At 48.0% G+C, this 21,604-nt stretch carries 20 protein-coding genes; 17 read left to right on the top strand and 3 right to left on the bottom strand.

Annotated elements, in window-relative coordinates:
* Position 1: 1 nt before the first annotated feature.
* The 5 genes from PY479_RS00180 to PY479_RS00200 all read left to right on the top strand — a co-directional run bounded on the left by PY479_RS00180 (position 2) and on the right by PY479_RS00200 (position 9,347).
* A complete protein-coding gene (locus tag PY479_RS00180) occupies positions 2 to 4,045 on the top strand; it encodes a DUF2357 domain-containing protein (protein WP_001963874.1) in 4,044 nt (1,347 codons plus the stop codon).
* A gap of 90 nt (positions 4,046 to 4,135) precedes the next feature.
* Positions 4,136 to 6,286, top strand: coding sequence for a MobH family relaxase (gene mobH, locus PY479_RS00185; protein ID WP_248347121.1), 2,151 nt, complete (start codon positions 4,136 to 4,138; stop codon positions 6,284 to 6,286).
* Between the two features lie 48 nt (positions 6,287 to 6,334).
* Positions 6,335 to 8,155 (top strand): conjugative transfer system coupling protein TraD, encoded by a 1,821-nt coding sequence (gene traD, locus PY479_RS00190; protein WP_275482481.1) that lies wholly within the window; start codon positions 6,335 to 6,337, stop codon positions 8,153 to 8,155.
* Between the two features lie 9 nt (positions 8,156 to 8,164).
* Complete coding sequence (locus PY479_RS00195) at positions 8,165 to 8,725, top strand: conjugative transfer protein (protein WP_216506106.1); 561 nt, start codon at positions 8,165 to 8,167, stop codon at positions 8,723 to 8,725.
* Positions 8,712 to 9,347: a DUF4400 domain-containing protein gene (locus tag PY479_RS00200; RefSeq protein WP_275482482.1), complete on the top strand. Its 636-nt coding sequence runs from the start codon at positions 8,712 to 8,714 to the stop codon at positions 9,345 to 9,347. The genes PY479_RS00195 and PY479_RS00200 overlap by 14 nt, the downstream gene beginning before the upstream one ends.
* Before the next feature lie 26 nt (positions 9,348 to 9,373).
* Here the strand turns inward: PY479_RS00200 and PY479_RS00205 are convergent, their stop codons facing one another.
* Complete coding sequence (locus tag PY479_RS00205) at positions 9,374 to 9,961, bottom strand: hypothetical protein (protein ID WP_005396800.1); 588 nt, start codon at positions 9,959 to 9,961, stop codon at positions 9,374 to 9,376.
* A gap of 288 nt (positions 9,962 to 10,249) precedes the next feature.
* Here PY479_RS00205 and traL point away from each other — a divergent pair, with 288 nt between their 5' ends.
* The 6 genes from traL to traA all read left to right on the top strand — a co-directional run bounded on the left by traL (position 10,250) and on the right by traA (position 14,356).
* Entirely contained in the window at positions 10,250 to 10,531 is a 282-nt protein-coding gene (traL, locus tag PY479_RS00210; protein WP_000433889.1) for a type IV conjugative transfer system protein TraL, read from the top strand.
* A complete protein-coding gene (locus PY479_RS00215; protein ID WP_134817802.1) occupies positions 10,528 to 11,154 on the top strand; it encodes a TraE/TraK family type IV conjugative transfer system protein in 627 nt (208 codons plus the stop codon). The genes traL and PY479_RS00215 overlap by 4 nt, the downstream gene beginning before the upstream one ends.
* Positions 11,138 to 12,037, top strand: coding sequence for a type-F conjugative transfer system secretin TraK (locus PY479_RS00220; protein WP_275482697.1), 900 nt, complete (start codon positions 11,138 to 11,140; stop codon positions 12,035 to 12,037). Before PY479_RS00215 ends, PY479_RS00220 begins: the two co-directional genes overlap by 17 nt.
* Positions 12,037 to 13,326, top strand: a complete 1,290-nt coding sequence (locus tag PY479_RS00225) for a TraB/VirB10 family protein (protein ID WP_275482483.1) — start codon at positions 12,037 to 12,039, stop codon at positions 13,324 to 13,326. The genes PY479_RS00220 and PY479_RS00225 overlap by 1 nt, the downstream gene beginning before the upstream one ends.
* Before the next feature lie 74 nt (positions 13,327 to 13,400).
* On the top strand, positions 13,401 to 13,973 hold the full coding sequence (traV, locus tag PY479_RS00230; RefSeq protein ID WP_275482484.1) for a type IV conjugative transfer system lipoprotein TraV: 573 nt from the start codon (positions 13,401 to 13,403) through the stop codon (positions 13,971 to 13,973).
* Positions 13,970 to 14,356: a TraA family conjugative transfer protein gene (gene traA, locus PY479_RS00235; RefSeq protein WP_000180225.1), complete on the top strand. Its 387-nt coding sequence runs from the start codon at positions 13,970 to 13,972 to the stop codon at positions 14,354 to 14,356. The genes traV and traA overlap by 4 nt, the downstream gene beginning before the upstream one ends.
* A gap of 40 nt (positions 14,357 to 14,396) precedes the next feature.
* Here the strand turns inward: traA and PY479_RS00240 are convergent, their stop codons facing one another.
* Both PY479_RS00240 and PY479_RS00245 read right to left on the bottom strand, forming a co-directional pair.
* The gene (locus PY479_RS00240) at positions 14,397 to 14,903 is read right to left on the bottom strand and encodes a GNAT family N-acetyltransferase (RefSeq protein ID WP_238795826.1); all 507 of its coding nucleotides are present in this window, start codon (positions 14,901 to 14,903) and stop codon (positions 14,397 to 14,399) included.
* Positions 14,894 to 15,160 (bottom strand): DUF1778 domain-containing protein, encoded by a 267-nt coding sequence (locus tag PY479_RS00245; RefSeq protein WP_001963895.1) that lies wholly within the window; start codon positions 15,158 to 15,160, stop codon positions 14,894 to 14,896. The genes PY479_RS00240 and PY479_RS00245 overlap by 10 nt, the downstream gene beginning before the upstream one ends.
* Before the next feature lie 368 nt (positions 15,161 to 15,528).
* Between PY479_RS00245 and PY479_RS00250 the strand changes: the two genes are divergently transcribed.
* Genes PY479_RS00250 through PY479_RS00275 form a run of 6 tightly spaced genes read left to right on the top strand, consistent with a single transcriptional unit; the run spans position 15,529 to position 21,603 of the window.
* The gene (locus tag PY479_RS00250) at positions 15,529 to 16,221 is read left to right on the top strand and encodes a DsbC family protein (RefSeq protein WP_275482485.1); all 693 of its coding nucleotides are present in this window, start codon (positions 15,529 to 15,531) and stop codon (positions 16,219 to 16,221) included.
* Complete coding sequence (traC, locus tag PY479_RS00255) at positions 16,221 to 18,620, top strand: type IV secretion system protein TraC (protein WP_275482486.1); 2,400 nt, start codon at positions 16,221 to 16,223, stop codon at positions 18,618 to 18,620. Before PY479_RS00250 ends, traC begins: the two co-directional genes overlap by 1 nt.
* Positions 18,613 to 18,960, top strand: coding sequence for a plasmid-related protein (locus tag PY479_RS00260; protein ID WP_275482487.1), 348 nt, complete (start codon positions 18,613 to 18,615; stop codon positions 18,958 to 18,960). Before traC ends, PY479_RS00260 begins: the two co-directional genes overlap by 8 nt.
* Positions 18,944 to 19,456, top strand: a complete 513-nt coding sequence (locus PY479_RS00265) for a S26 family signal peptidase (protein WP_188708039.1) — start codon at positions 18,944 to 18,946, stop codon at positions 19,454 to 19,456. The genes PY479_RS00260 and PY479_RS00265 overlap by 17 nt, the downstream gene beginning before the upstream one ends.
* A gap of 10 nt (positions 19,457 to 19,466) precedes the next feature.
* Positions 19,467 to 20,591, top strand: coding sequence for a TrbC family F-type conjugative pilus assembly protein (locus PY479_RS00270; RefSeq protein ID WP_275482698.1), 1,125 nt, complete (start codon positions 19,467 to 19,469; stop codon positions 20,589 to 20,591).
* Positions 20,575 to 21,603 (top strand): TraU family protein, encoded by a 1,029-nt coding sequence (locus tag PY479_RS00275; protein WP_275482488.1) that lies wholly within the window; start codon positions 20,575 to 20,577, stop codon positions 21,601 to 21,603. Before PY479_RS00270 ends, PY479_RS00275 begins: the two co-directional genes overlap by 17 nt.
* Position 21,604: the final 1 nt, after the last annotated feature.

Below are 21,604 nucleotides of genomic sequence, written 5' to 3' on the forward strand. Positions count from 1 at the left end.
AATGGAAAGAACCATTGAATTTGACTCGATTGAATCTCTTTATAGGGGGCTAAACGATAAAGATGAGGTAAAGACCCAAGCCAATTGGATACTAATAGTTCGCAAGTGGCTGACGGAAGTCTCGGGCTTCGATCCTGTTTCAGGGCATGCCCTGCATACTGGCATTGTCGATTTTTTGAGTACCGTGGAGAGATCGGTGCAGGATGAGTCACCAGAGGGCGAGATAAAGGACCGTATCTATCGAATTGTGTCGCATTCAAAGGAATCAGTTCTGGCAATCATGGAGCATACTCGGGATAAGATATTACGGGAACATGCCATGCTGCCAATACATGCGGCAAGAGAGGTTGACAGCAAAAGTGTGCAATGGCTCAGCCGTCAGCCGGGAAGAACACTCCGCGAGAAACTTTCCGGTAAACCTTATATGAAGGCTGTCAGGCGGAGGTCCAGTGTTGATACGGCAGAAAACCGACTATTAAAAGCTTTTCTACTCCGGCTGGAGCAGATTCTGATTGAAAGACAGCATGCTTTGTCTGCAGCGGCAGAAGAAACCTGTGAAGAACTGCTTGTTTCCCTCCAGCGCTGGCTTAGAACAGAAGATGCTGCTGAAATTGGCAATTGGGGCAATCTTCCGCCCAACAACACACTTCTTCAGGATAAGCGTTATCGAAAAGTCTGGGATGGTTGGCTCTGGCTCCAAACCATCGACGATCAGATCACTGGGGACAGCAAAAGAGTCCATAGCGATATCCTCAGTGTTATTTATTGGAATACCCTTTCCTTACTCAACTATAGTGGTCGTTTTCGAACCGTTCAGCAGCCGGTCGGTCTCGACTATGATAATTTTTCTATCTCCCCAGAATTGCCGGTCAGGGGATATTTATTTCCTGTTGCTGACTCAAAGATCAAAGGAAAAATCAAAACAATAAACTATGAGAAGAAGTTTGGCTTTGTAACACAAGAAAGCGGTGTTGATTTATTTTTTCATCAAAACAATCTTTCAAGCAAGCTCAAGCTCGATTCATTATCTACTGGAGATGAAGTTTCTTTTGTTATCGGCATCAACCGACAGGGCGAATGTGCTGACGACATAACCCTTCCAGCAGGAATCATTCCCATTGATTTCAATTTGATGGGTGATAAATGGAAGATACAAGTCGGTGAGGATAAGTATTTATTAAAGATCGTTTCCGAGAGTCTGGTTATAGAGCAATCTCAGGGCGCAAAAAAGAAATTAAAAATAGAGCCAACAACTCTCAAAGAGATACCGAAGATGATACTGTCATTAGTCGCGGATGCCCCGTTTGAATTCTCTGTGCCGACAAATAATCAAAGTGGTCCAATACGGATGGATAGCTCTGTTGTTGACCTGTGTTCTATCCGTCCGACCTTCACGAATAATACAGGTTCTCAGGCGCACCTGCCGTTCAGGTTGCTTCAGCAGCACTGGCCTTTAAATATTAATGGAGGGGTGGTAATAGACTGCGGTTACGCAAAATCAATCGCCCTGCATTCCGATATTGAAACGGTCAGCATGAGGAGCCTCTTTTCACATAGCTCAACACTGCCCGATGCCACCAAAAGCAGTGCATCGATGTTTTTTACTAAAAAGTTGAGTGACTATATCAAGGCAGACAAGCTGACCTATCTTGTCCCTGATTGGGGCAATGACTTCGATCTGGAGGGAATAAGAAAAAGCGTCAATTTTTATTTTGATGAATCGACACCGCTTCCCAAAAGCATAGCTGCTATCTTTGCATGGCAATCATCGAAGAAATTTGTACAGGACAGAGTCCGAGAGAATGATTTTGTGCTGGTGGTTGATTCATTTGACGACGGCATTTCAATAACCCCAGTTCAGGCAATATACCAAAAAGAGCTGGACGAAATATTGCCTGAGACACAAGGAATGAGCTGGGAAAGACATCCTACGGTTATTGTGCCAAACAGAGGCATTCATGCTGCCATGGCCCGCAATCTTGACCGTAATGGCTGCCAGACATCTGAAGAACTCCTCCATTTGTTCGGCTTCGATGGTTTAGCCAGTGATTCAGGAGAAGTGTCCTTTGTGAAAGATGACCACTGGTATCACTTACCAGGTTCTATTCGGGAGGCTCTGACTCAGGATTTAGATCTCAACATATTATCAAACTACTCTATCAGTGACTGCCTGAACTCTACAAACAGGGATTGTCGTGGAGTTGGTGTCTTTATCCTGCCGCTTGAGGATACAATCAGGAAACCTGATGTGCGAATGGATTACAAGTGGCTGGGGTCTGCATGGTCACCAATTAAAGGCTGCCAGACTTTAAACAGATGGCAGGAGGAAGTTGATGACATTGCCCTTTGGCGTGATCATCTTCCAGAGCTGTCGATCAGAATTGTACGTGATGGGCACTTTGAAAATTTCTATTTGGTAAAAGATGCGACAGTAACACCGCAACGTGGCAGAACTGTGAATATACCAGTAGAAGAGTCATTTACTCTTCCAGCCGGACAAACGCATTACAGTTTTCCTCTGCAGCAGGGAGAAGGCAATAAAGAGCTGCAGTTTGTTGCATACCTAAAATCGCCAGCATTCCCTTTGAAGAAGGCCACGGCCTGCAAGCTGAAGATGACCTACACCTATGGAGCGGATGATCCATACGAATTGAAATTCATTCCGTTGGATTCAGCGGAAGCAGGTTTTAAATCTATACGGGTTGAATGGCGCTCAGCATCAGAGGGTGAGGCAGCCGATCTTGAGAACTTGCCGGTTCCAGATTTTCCAGCCCGTAAAAGCTGGTCCGATTTTCAGCAATTCCCGAAAGAAGATGGCAAAAGCTTCTCTGACCTTCTGGACTGGTGTTGCTCCAAAATTGCAGGCTTGAATGATCTGATCTCGTTCGATTATGAACAGGAATATAAATCTATCCTGAATAAAAGAAAAGTCGGCTATTTGGAATGGGGAGCCACTGACCGTACCGGGAAATACTATTGCCGGGTCAATGTTGATGGAGAGAGTGTGTTTTGCCACAGTTCTCAATTTATTGAGGCTGTTGATGAAAATTCCCTATATGAAGGATGCCCGGTTTATCTGGATGTTTTTACTAATGAAAAAGGTCCTTCCGGGTCAAATATATCATTTTCAGAGAGCTTACCCTCACTGCTCCAGGAGAAGGCACAGGATACCATCAATCGGAAGCTTTCCAGAACCATGGAGTATGCTGAAAAAGGAATCTTCAGCCTCCGATTTCCAGCATTAACCATCTGGAATCATGGCCACTCCCTTTCAGAGTCAGATGTGCCTGACCATTTTAGAAACGCGATATTCGAAGGTACTCAAAAAATCATATCAATAATTGAGTCAGAAAATATGCCGGACACCCTTAAAGAGGAGCTTTTCTTCTTTCTGTGTTGTCTACATAAGGATGCCCCCGGGATTGTTGGTTCCCGGCTCCTTGATGCTGTGAAGGATAAAAAGCTTTTGCGGAGGTACTACAAGAATATTGCTTTCGCCATCGGTAATGCCGAACTTCCATACCAACAAAAGCTGTTGGAGAATGTCATCGACCCCATTGATAATGAGGGCCTGACCAGATCCATTACCATGGAGGTTTTGTCGATTGCTTTTTGGCGTTCCAAAACACTGATCAACAAATTGACTAAAGAGGAACTCGTAGCTTTATCTAGAGGCTTATATGGCTGCCTTGAGTTCGACATCCAGAAGGTTGTTAATGATGGGAAAGGATATCAGATCGCGACTCTCTGTAAGCACTTGGAACTTCTTCTTGCACTCCTAAGAAGCCGACGGATTGAAGACGAAGAGTTCAAAATGATTTTCGCCCCAGATAATGACCTGACTAAAAAATATGTGGCATTGGTAGATGATGTTTCCAAAATAGTTATCGAAAGTGACATCGAGCTTAATTCCCGAATCAGCCTTCAAATTGAAAAGCCTGAAATGTTCCGCAACACTCCCGATCTGTTATACGCATTGCGGATGTATCTAACGGGAGACGCTGGTGCAAGCTCGATAGGAATTACATCTGTTTCGGATGACTAGATTGTCAAGTTAACTAAGTTCTATTTCTTATTACCTATCTTGTTATCGTCTTCTTAGTGAACCTTCACACTATCGTGTCGGAGGTTCACTATGTTCAAAAACCTATTTTTTCAAGCCAAAGCACTACCAGAACTGTCATCGCAACTGGATGCAGAAATTCCACGCTACCCGCCATTCCTGAAGGGGTTGCCAGCTGCGTCACCCGAGGATTTGCAGTCCACACAAGACGAGCTAATTGCCAAACTGCGCCAGGTACTTGGCTTTAACCAGCGTGATTTTCAACGTCTGATTCAGCCCTGCATTGACCATCTTGCTGCTTATGTTCATTTGTTGCCAGCTTCTGAGCATCATCATCACAGTGGTGCTGGCGGTTTATTACGTCATTCGTTGGAAGTTGCTTTCTGGGCGGCACAAGCAGCTGAAGGGATCATCTTTGTTGCCAGTGGCACTCCAGTTGAGAAAAAAGAGCTAGAGCCAAGGTGGCGTGTTGCGGCGGCTCTTGGCGGTTTGTTCCATGATATTGGTAAGCCTGTTTCAGACTTGTCTATTACAGACGAAGATGGACTCTATCAGTGGAACCCTTTTTTAGAAACATTATCCCAGTGGACCACAAATAGCAGCATTGAACGCTATTTTATTCGCTGGCGCGACGGACGGTGCAAGCGGCACGAGCAATTTTCAATTCTGGTTTTAAACCGGGTGATGACACCAGAGTTGCTCGCCTGGTTAACACAACCTGGCCCTGAAATTTTGCAAGCCATGCTGGAAGCAATTGGCAATACCGATCCAGAGCATGTCCTGTCTAAACTGGTCATTGAAGCCGACCAAACCAGTGTCCAGCGAGACCTTAAAGCTCAACGAATTTCCGTTGACGACAATGCCCTTGGTGTCCCAGTTGAACGCTATCTACTTGATGCCATGAGGCGATTACTTGCCAGTTCCCAGTGGTTGGTCAATCAGCGAGACGCCAGAGTCTGGGTACGAAAATCGAATCAATCAACGCATCTTTACCTGGTTTGGAAAAGCGCGGCTAAGGACATCATTGAGCTTTTGGCCAAAGACAAGATACCCGGCATCCCAAGAGATCCCGATACCCTTGCGGACATCCTCATTGAGCGAGGATTGGCCACTAAATCCGCTTCAAATGAGCGATATGAAAGCCTTGCCCCTGAAGTGCTGATCAAAGACGACAAGCCAATCTGGTTACCTATGCTGCATATATCTGAGGCCGATTTATTGTTCAGCTCGAATGTACCAAGTGGTGTGACACTGATTAGTAAACCTGAGTGGGAAGCAACACAGCAAACACAAGAAGATCCTCAGGGTCGCTCCAGTGAGCATTCAGACTTGCCTGAAGCGTCATCATCAATCGAACTCAGTAATTCGGCTGAGTCGCCATCGATAAAATCGTCCGAACAAGATGATGAACTTCGTCTTGCTAGTGATGTTAATAACCCCAAGGCAACTGAAAATGCTCCGGGTGATGAATGCGAAAAGCCAAACGATGCAAGCGCTGCTGCTATCGCAAATAACGCAAACCAGCACGATGCAGAAGCATTGAATCTGCCTGAATCTTTGGCGTGGCTCCCAAAGGCCAACAGTGCGTTGGTCATGGTTGGTGAACAGATACTGATCCGCTATCCCGATGCAGTAAGACCTTGGTGTGCCCCTCGAAAACTGCTTGCTGAACTCAGTCAATTAGATTGGCTTGAACTAGATCCGGCAAACCCGACGCGTAAAGCCAGAACAGTGACTACAAATGATGGCGTTCAGGAGCAAGGGTTGCTGCTGAAAGTATCGATTTCTAAAGGGCTTACTGCACTGATTGACCTTCCCAAACAAGATGCAGAATCAGCGGCAGCAATTCAGAACGAAGAGGCTTCACCGCGACCGAGTCGAACTAAGACAACCAATGCCCAAGCAAAAGAGCCCGCCACAAGAGCGGAGCGTAAGCAAAAGCCGATTGCGCCCAATGCGCAGTCAAGTACTGACCCCAAACACGCGCAGCGCCAACAGATGGTTAATTTTGTGAAAGATTTGCCCATCTTACTGACCGATGGCGATTACCCAGACGTGGATCATAGTGCCGATGGTATTCGCGTCACGATACAAACCTTACGCCAAGTCGCCAATGAGCATGGCATTCCAGCCGGACAGCTGCTTCGGGGGATCTCGGCCAGTGACCAATGCCAGTTTGATGAGGGGGAAACGGTTCTGTTTACCGCTCACGCTGAACGTTAATCCATTTGAAGTTAAGCGGATTGTAAACGGTTATTTTGCGGAGCATGAATGAAAGAAAACGCATATGAGATGCCCTGGCGCACGAACTATGAAGCCATGGCAGCAGCAGGTTGGCTGGTTGGGGCAACTGGGGCAATTGCCGCAGAAATGCTGACAGAGTTACCACCTGAGCCATTTTGGTGGATGACAGGGATTTCCTCGGGCATGGCGTTGTATCGCCTTCCTGAGGCTTATCGCCTTTATAAGTTGCAGATGGGGCTAAAAGGCAAACCATTGGCATTTATGGAGCTGTCGCATTTACAAAAAGTGATGGCAAAACATCCTGATGAATTGTGGTTAGGGTATGGCTTTGAGTGGGATCAACGTCATGCCCAACGCGCTTATGAAATCTTAAAGCGGGATAAGCAAACCTTGCTTAACCAAGGTCACGGCAAACAAATGGGTTCGACCTGGATTCATGGTGTTGAGCCCAAAGAAGAAGATGTGTACCAGCCAGTTGGTCACACTGAGGGGCACACCTTAATTGTCGGCACGACCGGTGCCGGGAAAACCCGATGCTTTGATGCGATGATCACTCAGGCCATTTTGCGTAATGAAGCCGTGATTATTATTGACCCTAAGGGAGACAAGGAACTTAAGGATAATGCGCAGCGAGCCTGTATTGCCGCCGGTAGTCCTGAGCGCTTTGTGTATTTTCATCCGGGTTTTCCAGAGCATTCAGTACGTCTTAATCCCCTGAGGAACTTTAATCGGGGTACTGAAATCGCCAGCCGAATTGCGGCATTAATCCCATCTGAAACCGGTGCTGATCCATTTAAAGCCTTTGGCCAAATGGCACTGAATAACATCGTGCAAGGTTTGTTGCTTACGTCACAACGTCCTGATCTGAAAACACTGAGACGATTCTTGGAAGGCGGTCCAGAAGGTTTGGTAGTAAAAGCCGTCACGGCTTGGGGTGAGCAGGTGTATCCGAACTTTAGTGTGGAGATCAAGCGCTTTACCGAAAAAGCCAACACATTAGCTAAACAAGCTATGGCGATGCTGCTTTTTTACTACGAACGCATTCAGCCCGTTGCCGCCAATACCGATTTGGAAGGCCTTTTGAGTATGTTTGAGCATGACAGAACCCACTATTCCAAGATGGTGGCCTCATTGATGCCGGTGCTCAATATGCTCACATCAAGTGAACTTGGCCCACTGCTATCACCGATTGCAAACGATGTGGATGACAGCCGGTTAATTACGGATTCTGGCCGAATTATCAACAATGCCCAAGTGGCGTATATCGGCTTGGATTCATTGACCGACGCCATGGTTGGCAGCGCCATTGGTTCGTTGCTTTTATCCGATCTCACCGCCGTGGCCGGTGACCGCTATAACTATGGTGTTGAAAATCGTCCCGTAAATATCTTCATCGATGAGGCGGCTGAAGTCGTCAACGATCCCTTCATTCAACTGCTCAACAAAGGCCGTGGTGCAAAAATGCGTTGTGTGATTGCTACTCAGACCTTTGCTGACTTTGCAGCTCATACAGGCAGTGAAGCTAAGGCTCGCCAGGTGTTAGGTAACATCAACAACCTGATAGCTCTTCGGGTGATGGATGCCGAAACTCAGCAGTACATTACCGACAATCTGCCTAAGACTCGGTTGCAGTACATCATGCAAACTCAAGGTATGTCGTCCAACTCGGACAGCCCCGCGTTATTTACCGGCAATCATGGCGAACGCTTGATGGAGGAAGAAGGCGATATGTTTCCACCGCAGTTATTAGGCCAGCTTCCCAACCTGGAGTACATCGCCAAGCTTTCAGGTGGCCGCGTGATCAAAGGCCGCATTCCTATTTTAACCAGCTCTACACAGGCAGCATAAGGAGTCTGTATGCATCATTCTGTCTGTCTGAAAATGACAACACTTACCAGTAAAGAAATGCTCGCTCAGTGGCAGCAACATAACCCCCAGTTCAAGGAAACCTTAAGACTGCTTGAAACCGACTGGCCTCATGCGTTGGCCTCGGTGTATTGCTTGGCAGACTACTTAACGGATGCGTTCACGTTAGATGGTCATTCCATCTTTGATTTGTGTCTGAGCAATGGCTTGGGTAGTTATGAAGAAGTCAGTTGTGATGATGACAGTGTACGCCTTTGGCATTTCATTGAGGCACTGACCTGGACTGCATCCAGTGCTTTAACGGGGATTCGGCTGCGTGACCCTGATCATTTCGAGTGGGCTGCCGTAGATGGTGTGTATTTCTACTCCTGGATTCGTAATCGTCCAAATCGGATGGCGTATTTGGCTGAAGGACGCATCGATGTGCGTTATGTCAGTGGTCATACGACGACAAAGCGGCTTCAACAAGTGATTAAAGCCCGGATTATGACGCCAACCGTTGCAGCCATGCTGGCGCGAGTTGAAGAGGATGTTTGGCATGAGCAAGCATAAGTCGGTTTGGCTACTGTGTCTGGCACTGATGCTAGAGATTATTGCTATTGGCGTGTTAGTGCCCGGTGATTGGGCTGGCCGGGTCATCAGTAAAGAGAAGCAGATGATCCAAAACCAATTGGGCGCACAAACAAGCTATTGGATTGGTCAAACTAGCCATCGCTGGTATCAGTCATGGATTGTGGATACGCAGATGGAGCAATCTGTGCGTGATTTTCTAATCCCCACTGAAGAGCAGCGACTGCGCTCTAAAGGGATGGAGAACATGGGTGGCTTTTGGTTTGTGTGGGTAGAAGACCGTATTCAGGCATTTTTTGATGTGCTGTACCAAGTGTTCACTCGATTTGCTTTGCTGATGGTCTGGTTGCCCTTTGCGTTTATTCTCATGTTACCGGCGCTGTGGGACGGCTTGATGACCTGGAAGATTAAGAAGACAACTTTTGATTTTTCGAGCCCAATCATTCACCGCTACAGCATGATTATCCTGGGCTCAGGTGTCATTTTGCTGTTTATGGGATTGTTCGCCCCGCTGGCTATTCCACCGGTGGTGTTACCGTCGCTGATCATCGGTTTGGCATTGATGGCGGGGTTGGCGTTAAGCCACTTGCAGAAGAAGATATGAGGCCTGTCAGGCCTCATCTTGTAGAGCTAAAACCTTACGCCTACGGTATTGCCGTTCTCGTCTTCAGCAGGCAAATGGTAAGTATCAATAAGGTGACCTTGAAGCCAAATATATTGCGGCATCCAAAACGAGTACTGTCGTATAAGAGACAATACTTCTTTTAACGGTTTGTTTGCATGAGGCTCGGCAAGACGGAAGTAAATGAATGAGCAATAATCTCGAAAATACTCATGAAGCTCTGAATCCGATAGCGTTTCTTTTAGCGGCCTGTTTTGTTCGTCGTCCTCATCAGGGGAATTGGCATAAATTTCAAATAGCTGCTTTTCAGTGAGCATCTCCAAGAAGTGGTCTTCAATTAAGATCCCATCACTGGTATCGACATCCATACCATCTTTGACATCAAAAGCCATGACACATCCTGAAGATAATGCCACTTCTGATGGTTTCAGTACGTCATTAGCTTGTACAACCTGATGCCAATGATTAAAACCAGCAGATACTGCAATTTCATCGAGTGCTTGAGTGTGTGGAATAGATTTTTCACGTTTAAGCTTTCGTGCTTTTTGCTTTAAACGTTCAACCGTGGCAGAGGAAATGATTTTAGTAATTTGCATTGAGTTTCTCCTATTAGCGAATACGGTGCCCACTGCCGAGGTCGCAGAAAAAACCTAAGCAAAAAATAAATTTGATATGCATGTCGTCCCGTCCGGGTTTGCTAAAGTGGGCAGCTGGTCTCGACACGACCAATATCCCCATCATATCAACCGCATCAAAAAGATCAATTGTTAGTATTGTCTGAGTAGAACCCTCAAAACCTTCAAGAATTCGGCATCTAGCTGACCACTGAAGCTGCCAATCCCGAGGCATTCTTCACTTCTCAATTCAAACAACGAGGAGTGACTATGGAACCTGTAAATATTCCATCCTATATCGATGACCCGCCGCACTTCCTGCTTTGGAGTGCCGATGAGATGGCTCCCATTCTGTTGGGGCTAGTGATCGGCATTTTTACCGGTAACGCCTTGGTTTTATGCCTGTTGGGGTTGGTGACAACCAAGCTCTATCGGCGTTTTCGTGATGGTCGCCCAGATGGTTTTATTCTTCACGCCATCTACTGGGCTGGACTGTTGCCAACCAAAGCCAAGACGATCCCTAACCCATTTATCAGGAGCTATCTGCCGTGAAGTTCGACGTGTTTTTAAAATCATGGCAAGGCACGCAATTAGAGAACCGATGGCAACGGTTTCTGATTGCAGTGCTGGTGCTATCTAACTTGCTGCTTGCGGTTGCGGCATTTTCTCGCAATACCGTAGTGGCCATTCAACCACCAACCTTGTCTGAAACGGCTGAAGTGTCACGAAACCAAGCTACTCAATCTTACCTTGAATCCTGGGGACTCTACCTGGCTGAGCTTATGGGCAACGTGACACCGGGTAATGTGTCTTTCATCCGGGTTGCCATTGAGCCGCTACTTTCTCCAGCGGTGTACCAGCAAGTGGTCGATGCACTGGAGATTCAGGCAAGGCAAATCCGCGAAGACCGAGTCACGCTCAAATTCCAACCCAGACAAGTGGAGTATGAGTATGAAACCGGCCATGTCTTTGTGACCGGTTATTCCTTGGTCTCTGGACCATCTGGAGATGAACAGCGCCAAACTCGCACCTATGAGTTTGACATCGATATTGAGCAATACCGTCCAAAGCTCAGTTGGATGGATACGTATGAGGGGCAAGCTAGAACGAAGCGAGTTCGTGAAAAGTTGACCCAAGAGCAAAACCGGAGGGTGAATGATGCGAACCAAAATTAGTCGATGGATGACACCAAGCTTAATCGCAATGAGCTTGAGTGGCGTTCTGTTATCACAAGCGTCGTATGCAGACGTGGAATTGCCGATTGTGCCAGCCAGTGTGATGAAGCAGTCTGCTACTGCAAATCCACCGGTTCAAAGCAATTCGGTTGCAACCGATGCGCCAACAACGCTACTGATGACACCGGGTGTTAATGAACTGATCCCTGTAGCACTTGGTCATCTGAATCGGATTGTAACGCCGTTTGAATCGCCTCAGGTGAGAACAACCAGTGATGCTCAGACGCAAATCAAGGGGAATGTTGTATATGTGGCCACGGACAAAGAATCACCGGTTTCACTTTACATCACTCCGCCTGGTCAGGAAGCGCCTGCGTTATCTGTCACCTTAGTGCCTCGTCGTATTCCACCGCGTGAAATCACCTTAGCTATTGATGGTCAGCAGTGGCCTATTAAGGGCGTCGTGAACCGAAAAGCCGCCACTTGGGAAACGGCTCAGCCATACGTCGATAGCCTACGTGATTTACTCAGACGACTTGCACTAAATGAACTACCACAAGGCTATGACATCCGTTTAGCTGGCCAAACTGACACAAGCCCGAAATGTTTTCAGCCTGGCTTAAAGTTTGGTTTTAAGCAGGGGCAAATTGTGACAGGACATTATTTCACCGTCTTTGTAGGACTGGTTGAAAGCTTTGCCGATGAGCCGATAGAAGCCAGTGAAATAGCCTGTCATGCACCAGATATAGTGGCAAGCGCCTACTGGCCTCGCAATATCTTGTTGCCGGGTGAAAAGACTGAGTTGTATGTGGTTGTTCGCAATCATCGTGAAGAAGCGGTGGAAAGTCAGCGACCTTCGCTTCTTGTGGGAGGTGAGCTTTGATGAAAGCACAATGGGAACAAATGAGCCCGAACATGAAGCGGGGTCTATCGGTTGCTGGTATTGCTGGTGGTCTCATCCTTATGGTGATGGTGTTTTCACCTAATCCTGACGATGGCTCAAGCAGTCGGAACCGGCAGGAAACGATCCGGCACATTCTTACGGATACCAATATTCGTGATGTTGGGGTCGATAGTTTGGCTGCGAACGTAAAACTACTCAGTGAGCGCAATGAACAGTTACGTCGTGAAGTTGAGCGCTTGCGTCGTGACGTCGATTCAGGACGGCTAAGCCCAGGTTCGCCTTCTATACCAAGTGAGGTCAATGCGGAGTTGGCTCGCCTTCGAGCGGAACTTGATGATGTTCGCGCTGGGGGAGATTCAGTAGTTGAAGGCACAAATAGCCGTTTTGAAGTGCCTTTATCTGCCATGGCATTGCCTAAAGAAGAAAAGCCACTGCCGTCTAACCCAGACGACTATTTTGCCAATGCGCCGCTGCCTGATCCGCTCTATCAGCAGCCAGTCAATGGTCAAGGTACACGAGCACGAGATGTTCCATTGCCGCCAATCACGATTCGTATGATTGAGCCTGAAGTGGTTGCTGAACCAGAGGTTGTTGTGCAAGAAGCGCCGCCTTTGTACCTACCGGCGGGCAGCATCATCTCAGGTACTTTGATCACGGGTTTGGATGCACCTACTCACGAGTCCGCAAGACGCGAACCTTTTCCTGCATTGCTGAGGATTCAAAAGGAAGCCATTTTACCCAACCGATTTAGAGCGGATATCAAAGAGTGTTTCTTGATCGCCGCAGGTTACGGTGATTTGAGCTCAGAGCGTGCCTATTTGCGAGGCGAGACCATTTCATGTGTGAGAGAAGATGGTGGCGTCATTGAAACACGACTGGATTCTTATGCCGTGGGTGAAGACGGCAAAGCCGGTATTCGTGGCCGATTAGTGTCGAAACAAGGCCAACTGGTGGCTAAATCGATGATGGCCGGATTCCTACAGGGCTTGGCAGGCGCATTTGATGTGAATCCTGTACCAACGATTCAGACGGGTAATGCTGGTGATACTCAGCTGTACCAGCAAGTCATGAGCCAAGAAGCATTACAAGGCGCTGCGATTAAAGGCACAGGTAAAGCATTGGATCGAGTGGCCAAGTTCTATTTGGACATGGCTGAAAATATGTTCCCAGTCATAGAGGTAGACGCTGCAAGGAAAATTGAAGTCATAGTCACTCGTGGGGCCTCGTTGTCATTGGCCACTTCACAAGGGGTAGGTGCAAGAAGATGAAAAAATCCTGCATGTTGCTAACCGATCGAAGTCCGTTTCAGACAATAAGATGTGTATCCAGAGGAGAGTTAACCATGACGACATCAATGCAGAACAACCCAAAGCACCAGTCAAAACAGTGGTCTAAAGCTGGATTACTTTTATTGGCAGTCGGCTCAACCTTATTGTCTGGCTGTAGTTCATTGGGTCTTGGGAGTAGTGAATATGGATGCCCAGGTATGCCTGACGGTGTGCGCTGTTTATCCGCTCGTGAAGTCTATGAGCTGACCAGTAATGGCGCTGCACCCAAGACGATTGATGCTGTGGCGACTCGAATTGGTTCTCCCTCTGGGTATTCACAATCTGATTTAGAGACAGGACTGCTGAGTCATCCATCATTACCTGAGACGCAGCAATCTGCACCTCTTCGCATTCCTTCAAGGGTGATGCGGATTTGGATTGCGCCTTGGGAGGATGACCGTGGAGATCTGAATTTATCCAGCTACGTGTTTACCGAAATTGAACCGCGCCGGTGGGATATTGGGGTGTCAGCACCTCGAACGGTTTCGCCAGTGCTACGTCCACTTCAGACTCAAAGTGATTCAGCCTCAGCGGGAGCTGATGGTAAGCGCGATAACTTGAGTATCTACGGAGAAACTAACGAATGACAAATGCAGTTCGCACCATTCAAACTCAGCGCTTAATGACCATTGGTGCGCTTGGTTTAATGGCGTTAATGATTTCGGAGCCCTCATTTGCGGGCACCGGTGGTGATGCTTTCACCGATGTGTGGGATACCCTAAAAGACTGGACCCAAGGTACTTTGGGACGGATCGTAGCGGGAGCCATGGTACTGGTGGGTATTGTGGGCGGTATCGCTCGCCAAAGCTTGATGGCTTTTGCCTTGGGCATTGGTGGCGGTATGGGGCTCTACAATACGCCAACAGTCGTTGAAAGTGTTATGTCTGCAACCTTACCCGTTGTTGCCAGCACTCAAGAAGTCATTGGCACAACAGTTCCAGCAATCAGCGCCGTTTTACTGGGCACCTGATAATATCGACGGCATCTCTTGTGAAAGGGGAGCCGTCATCTCAGTCTATCGACAATGATTTTTCGATATCGCAGATCCGTGCCATAAGTACTAAAGGGTCAAACGTCGATTCTTTGAAGCCAAATTTCTTGTAAAATGTTTGCGCACTGCTATCAATAGCATGGACTAAGATTCCTGCTCCACCGACAGCGTTCATTGCTTGTACTGAGCGAATGATACAATCTTTTAAAAGACCTGCCGCAATGCCTTGACCTTGATAGGCGTTATCTACTCCAAGCCTGGCTAGAATCACCATGGGAATGGGATCTGGACTATTTCTTCTTAGTGAACTGAATGCATGTTCTCTCGAAACTGAGCCCATGGCAATGGCATAGTACCCAACCACTTGATGGGCGTCAGTGTCATTGACCACATACACTCTCGCGGTTCCCCGCTTTTGACTCTTTAACGCCTGTTTTCTTAACCAAGTATCGAGTTCTTCAATGCCACAGTGAAAGGCGTTAATCTCGTGCTCATCAGTGAGTAGGGTTGGTGCACTTATTCCCAAGGCGCTTTCCTTTTAAACAGATCTTTCATGCCTTCAAGAGTCTGTGGCTCAGCACGAAGTTCGTTATCAAACGCTTCAAAAGCTTTTGCTTCAAGAACAAAATCCCGCTGTTCGGCCAGTACGTTATGCGCTTCATTGAGCGCGGCTTGCTGAATGAATACGGTTCTATCAACTTTTTTTAAACTTGCTGCGGCATCGATAATGTCTCTTACCGATGGCAGTACTCGCATGTTGATTGGCGCTGTCTTTGTAGCCATGACACCATCCTCTGTATATCTATTTAATACACAGTTTAAATGGCTTTTCCGTGTAGTCAATAGATATACGAATTATTGGGCGTGAAACTTTGAGAGTAGGTCAGTTTGATTTCGAGGGGATGTCACTCTTTCTGGTTTAAAACATTGCAAAAATTAACACCTAAGGTATGAAAAAAAGGAATCAGCTAAACCAGATGACTTGAGGGGAAGTCTGTAAGGCTGGCAGAATGAAAGCTATACCCTTACAAATAGTGCGTAACAACAAGTGGCACCCTAGCAAGGCATCCAATTCTTCAATCTATCTAACCGAGTCCACATAGGACAACTGCATAGACTGGAGCCTCGATTTACATTAACGAGGACTCCTCATGCGAAAACTTTCTCCAATCATTCTGGCGCTTGCGCTGTCTCCTTTGGTTCAAGCTGAACCTGTGTCTGAAGTGTCGCCCGTTGGCAAAATTGACGGCATGGTTTCTTTGCCGGTCACGGGTATGAAAGCGGTCGAAAGCAATGGCCGTATTGTTTTCATGTCAGACAGTGGCCGGTTCGTCATTGATGGCACGCTCTATGATGCCTGGTCCAAAAAGCCGCTTACCAGCCTTGAAGAAATTCGAGAAGCGGGAAACACGCTGGACTTAAGTCGTCTTGGCTTAAAAATGGATGATTTGAGTCCTCTGACGCTGGGTGAAGGCAAAAAGAAAGTGGTGGTCTTTGTTGACCCCCGGTGCCCGCATTGCCATGAGCTTTTGAAACAAGCCCTACCGTTAACCAAAGAATACACCTTCCAAATACTCCCTGTGCCAGTGCTTGGTCCAGATTCAGAGCGTCAGGTCCGCCAGCTTGGCTGTGCGCGTGACAAGAAAGCGGCCACCGATGCATTGCTGAATGGCCGGATTGGTAACCTAGAGCAGGATGATGCCTGCAACTTAGAGCCAATGCAGCGTACCTTGGTGACCGCTCAAATTCTGGGCATTCAAGGTGTGCCTTTCATCGTCGCCAATGATGGTCGCATCAGCCGAGGCCGTCCTTATGATCTTTCTGCTTGGTTGGAGGGGCGTTAATGAAAGCCACTCTGTATTCAGGGCAACGCGCTTCTGAGCTGTTGCCAGTATTGGCCTATTCAGACGATGAGCAACTGTTTTTCATGGAAGACCAAAGTGTTGGCTTTGGTTTTCTATGTGACCCATTGCCGGGTGGTGATGAGTCTGTTGCAGACAGGGTTAATGTTCTACTCAACAACGACTGGCCAAAAGACACTTTGCTGCAATTTGGCCTGTACGCCTCGCCTGATATTCAAACCGACCTTCAGCGCATGATGGGCTTACGGCATCGTCAATCCGATCCATTACTCAGGGCGTCGATACGCAAACGTGCGGATTTTCTCGATGGGGGCACGGTTCAACCGATAGAAGAATCGACCCAGACTCAGGTACGCAACTTTCAACTGATCGTCACCTGCAAATTGCCTTTGGAAAGTCCTATTCCGACGGAGCGTGAGTTGAGTCGAGCATCCGCGCTTCGGGCTTCTTTCTCGCAAGCGCTGGCAACGGTTGGTTTTCGCGTCACTGAGATGACTGACCGAAATTGGCTCGCAGCATTAAGTGCGCAGCTTAACTGGGGAAAAGATGCTTCTTGGCGTAATCCATCTCCAATCCGCAGTGAGGCAGATAAACCACTTCGAGAGCAAGTGTTGGATTATGACCGAGCTATCAAGGTGGATAGCCAAGGTCTGATACTGGGTGATTACCGAGTTAAAACCTTATCGTTTAAGCGCTTGCCTGAGCGGATCTGGTTTGGTCATGCCGCAAGTTTTGCGGGCGATATGATGACGGGCAGTCGCGGTTTACGCGGCAGCTTTTTGCTGAATGTCACCATTCACTTTCCTTCAGCTGAGGCGATGCGATCTCGTCTAGAGACGAAGCGTCAATGGGCAGTCAATCAGGCCTATGGCCCGATGCTCAAGTTTGTGCCGGTGCTTGCAGCCAAGAAAAAGGGGTTTGATGTTCTTTTTGAAGCCTTGCAAGAAGGTGATCGTCCTATTCGGGCAAATATGACTTTGACGCTGTTTTCACCAACGGAAGAAGCGTCCATCAGTTCTGTTTCAAATGCTCGAACCTATTTCAAAGAGCTCGGATTTGAGCTGATGGAAGACAAGTACTTCTGTTTGCCCATTTTCCTGAATGCCTTGCCATTTGGTGCTGACCGCCAGGCGATGAACGACTTGTTTCGATTCAAGACCATGGCGACACGGCATGTGATCCCACTGTTACCTTTGTTTGCGGATTGGAAAGGCACGGGCACGCCAGTGATTAACTTTGTTTCCCGCAATGGCCAGATCATGAGTGTATCCCTTTATGACTCGGGCAGTAATTACAACTGTTGCATCGCGGCGCAATCGGGATCGGGCAAGTCTTTCCTGGTGAACGAAATCATCTCTTCCTACTTATCTGAAGGTGGGCAATGCTGGGTGATTGATGTTGGCCGCTCCTATGAAAAGCTGTGTGAAGTCTATGACGGGGAGTTTTTACAGTTCGGGCGGGACAGTGGCATTTGCTTAAATCCGTTTGAAATCGTTGAGGACTATGACGAAGAAGCGGATGTACTGGTTGGGTTATTGGCCGCAATGGCCGCACCTACGCAGTCATTAACCGATTTTCAGATGGCCAACCTAAAACGTCAGACCCGTGAACTGTGGGAGAAAAAAGGTCGTGCCATGTTGGTTGATGATGTGGCAGAGGCTTTAAAAAATCATGAAGACCGACGTGTGCAGGACGTGGGTGAGCAGCTCTATCCGTTTACGACACAGGGCGAATATGGCCGCTTCTTTAATGGTCACAACAATATTCGCTTCAAAAACCGTTTCACCGTTCTGGAGTTAGAAGAGCTCAAGGGGCGTAAGCACCTGCAACAAGTGGTGTTGCTTCAGCTTATCTACCAAATCCAACAAGAGATGTACTTAGGTGAGCGGGATCGTCGCAAGATTGTGTTCATTGACGAAGCTTGGGATCTGCTGACTCAAGGTGATGTCGGTAAGTTCATCGAAACCGGTTACCGTCGATTTCGAAAATATGGCGGCAGTGCTGTAACAGTAACGCAGTCGGTCAACGATTTATACGACAGCCCTACAGGTAAAGCCATCGCTGAAAACTCGGCCAATATGTACCTGCTTGGCCAAAAAGCCGAAACCATCAACGCGCTCAAAAAAGAAGGCCGTTTGCCATTAGGTGAAGGCGGCTACGAATACCTGAAAACGGTTCATACCGTCACGGGTGTCTATTCCGAGATTTTCTTTATTACCGAGATGGGCACCGGGATTGGCCGCCTTATCGTCGATCCGTTTCACAAGCTGTTGTACTCGTCCCGTGCAGAAGATGTAAACGCGATTAAGCAGTTAACGCGCAAAGGCCTTTCTGTTGCTGATGCTATCTCCCAGTTGTTAAAGGAGCGAGGCTATGAATAAGACCACGCTTTGGCCATTTATGGCCTCTATTACTTTGTCTATTGCTGGTAGCGGTTTAATGACCAGTTGGCTTTTAATGAAAACAGTCGAACCCATCCACAGCCAGTTGGCGTTAAGTACGCCCATTGCAGTCGTGGATTTTGGGGAGGCGGTGTTGTCACTGGGCCCCAATGCCAGCGAACAAGACATCGAATCTAGGTTGCTTCAGACCAATCAGCAAATTGAAAAGCTAAAAGCAGCCGGTTTTATCGTGCTGGATGCCCAAGCGGTGGTGGGTGCAGATGATTCTGTATTCGTGCCAGTAGGCTCAAAGGAGGTGTCTCATGCAGATACTCCGTAAAAGAATGCCTTGGCGGCCATACCTCATCCGGTTGACTGTTCTTGCGTTAATCATGGCCTTGGTAGGCACCTACGCCATGATGCGCTACCGAATAGGTATTGATACCCAGCAAGAGCGCTGCCTGCCTGATACCACGGTGTATCTGATTGACCTATGGAATAAAGAGCCCGTTAAGGATGGTTTGTATGCCTTCCACTCAAAAGGACTCGCTCCGTTATATAACGACGGTACTCGGATGCTGAAACGCCTAACAGGGATGCCTGGGGATGAAGTCAATGTGACGCCTGAGCATGTGCTGGTGAACGGTGCTGAAGTCTCTACCGGCATGGCATTAGCCCAGCGTCTTGGTGTGGCCGAATCACAATTTAGCCGCTCATTGACGCTGCAAGAAAACGAATATTGGTTTTCCGGCGAGGCTGCAACGAGTTTCGACTCCCGCTATTGGAATGCCGTTAAGCGCGAGCAGATTGTCGGTCGCGCTTGGCCGCTTTGGTAGGAGGTAGATGATGAGAAGACTATGCCTCTTATTTTTGTTGGTTGCTCCATTGGCTTGGGTTCAAGTGTCCTGGGCACAAGAGCCTTATCCGTTGTCTGACGAGGACAAAAAGATCGTCGAAATGAGCCGCATCATTTTACAAAGTGCTGTGGATGGTTCATCTGAATTTATCGAGCCTTTTTCACCGATTGAACAACCTAAGTCGCGCAAACACAACGATGAATGGTTGATATTTGCGTCGTCTTCACTGGGGGATTCCTCACTGAAGCAGCTATTTAAAGAGGCCAGTGCTACCGGCGCTATTGTGTTGTTTCGGGGAATTCCTGAAGGAAAGACCTTGGGGGCGGCTATCCGTGATTGGCATACCCTGATGACGGGGCTTGATCCTGTTCCTCAGGTTCGAATCGATCCGAAAGCCTTTGTGCACTGGCGGGTGACTAGCGTGCCTGCCATTTTCCGCATAAAAGATGACAAGGTGACTGCAAGTGCACTAGGGGTTTACAGCAAGGACTGGTTGCAGCGTCAAATTGAAACAGGCAATACCGGTTCATTGGGTCAACGCGGTCCTATTCATTCGATTTTAGAACCGGATTTGATGCAAGTAGCGATGCAGCGTTTACAGTCGATTGATCTGGGCGCGTTAAAGAAAAAAGCCATTGAGCGTTTCTGGTCTCGCCAAACATTTACTGAGTTACCCAAAGCCACGCAGTATCGGATAAGAATGGTTGATCCAACCATCGTCATGCAGCGGCCACTATTGGATGCCAATGGCCGAACATTGATCCCAGCAGGAACGCGTATTAACCCGCTAAAAGTCTTGCCATTTACTCAGCAGCTCGTCGTGTTTAATGCATCGAACGCTGAAGAAGTTGACGCAGTTGCGCATTGGCTTGAGGGACAAGATAGGACACTGCGCCGCATTACGCTTATCACCACCCAGCTCGACCGTGCCCAAGGCTGGAATCGCCTCAATGCGCTCGAAAAGACATTGGACAGTCCGGTTTACCTTCTCAATGCCTCGCTAAAGCAGCGCTTTGATCTGCAAGTCACCCCATCGTTTGTTCAAGCAAAGGGGTTTGCGTTTGAAATAGAAGAAATTCCAGCAAAGGAGCTTGTTCATGAAAAAGCTCAATAATACGTATCGTCGGTTGCGTACTCTCGTTGTCATGCTTGTCCTGGGCGCATCTATTCCTGCTAAAGCCGAACTGACCTGCCCAGACGCGGGTTTATTGTCGGGTAAGTTGCTGACGGATGTTTGCTGGTCATGCATTTTTCCTATCCGGGTTGCAGGGCTTCCGCTTGGCTCTGGCAGTGTCCCAAGCGGCGCATCAAATAAGTCATTTTGCTTATGTGAAGACAACTTAGGCGTGCCAAGGCCAGGTATTGTTACCAGCATGTGGGAGCCAGCGCGTTTGATTGAACTGGTCAGAACGCCGGGTTGCTCGCCTTCCCTGGGAGGGATTCGTTTACCGTTAGGTGATAGGCGACTGCAAGGTGGTCATGGCGAGGGTGAATACGATACCGGTGATCTTGCTTTCTACCATTACCATTATTACGCCTTTCCGCTTTTGGTCATGCTCGATTTGTTCATGGATGGCAATTGCAATGCCGATGGTTACATGGACTTTGACTTGATGTATTTGTCCGAATTGGACCCAACATGGCTGAACGATGAACTGGCTTTTTTTACTCAGCCTGAAGCGGCGGCCGTTGCCAATCCATTGGCTATATCTGCTTGTACCGCTGACGCTGCCTCATCAACGCTTGGTAAACCCATCGACCAGTTGTTTTGGTGTGGTGGCAGTTGGGGGCATCTCTATCCGTTATCTGGCCATACCTTAGCCTTTGGCTCATTAGCAGAAAACACCAGCCATTTAGCGGCGCGAGCAATCGCGGCTCAACACAGGCGTGGTCTTGCAAGACGAACAATGGGGAACAGTGCGCTATGCCGACCTGTTATCGAACCCATGCTGCCGAAATCACAATACAAGATGAGTATGTTCTTCCCTGTACCGGAAACTGAAAGTGCGCATGTCATCGGTGAAAGCACCATGAAATGGGGAGAGTGGAGAATGATCCCCGGTGCCGGTGAAGATGCGCTCTACATTTTGTGGCGCTGGCAAGACTGCTGTAACTCGGGAGGTTAAC

This window comes from Shewanella sp. A32 (genome assembly GCF_029167175.1).
GTDB classification, from domain to species: Bacteria; Pseudomonadota; Gammaproteobacteria; order Enterobacterales; family Shewanellaceae; genus Shewanella; species Shewanella yunxiaonensis.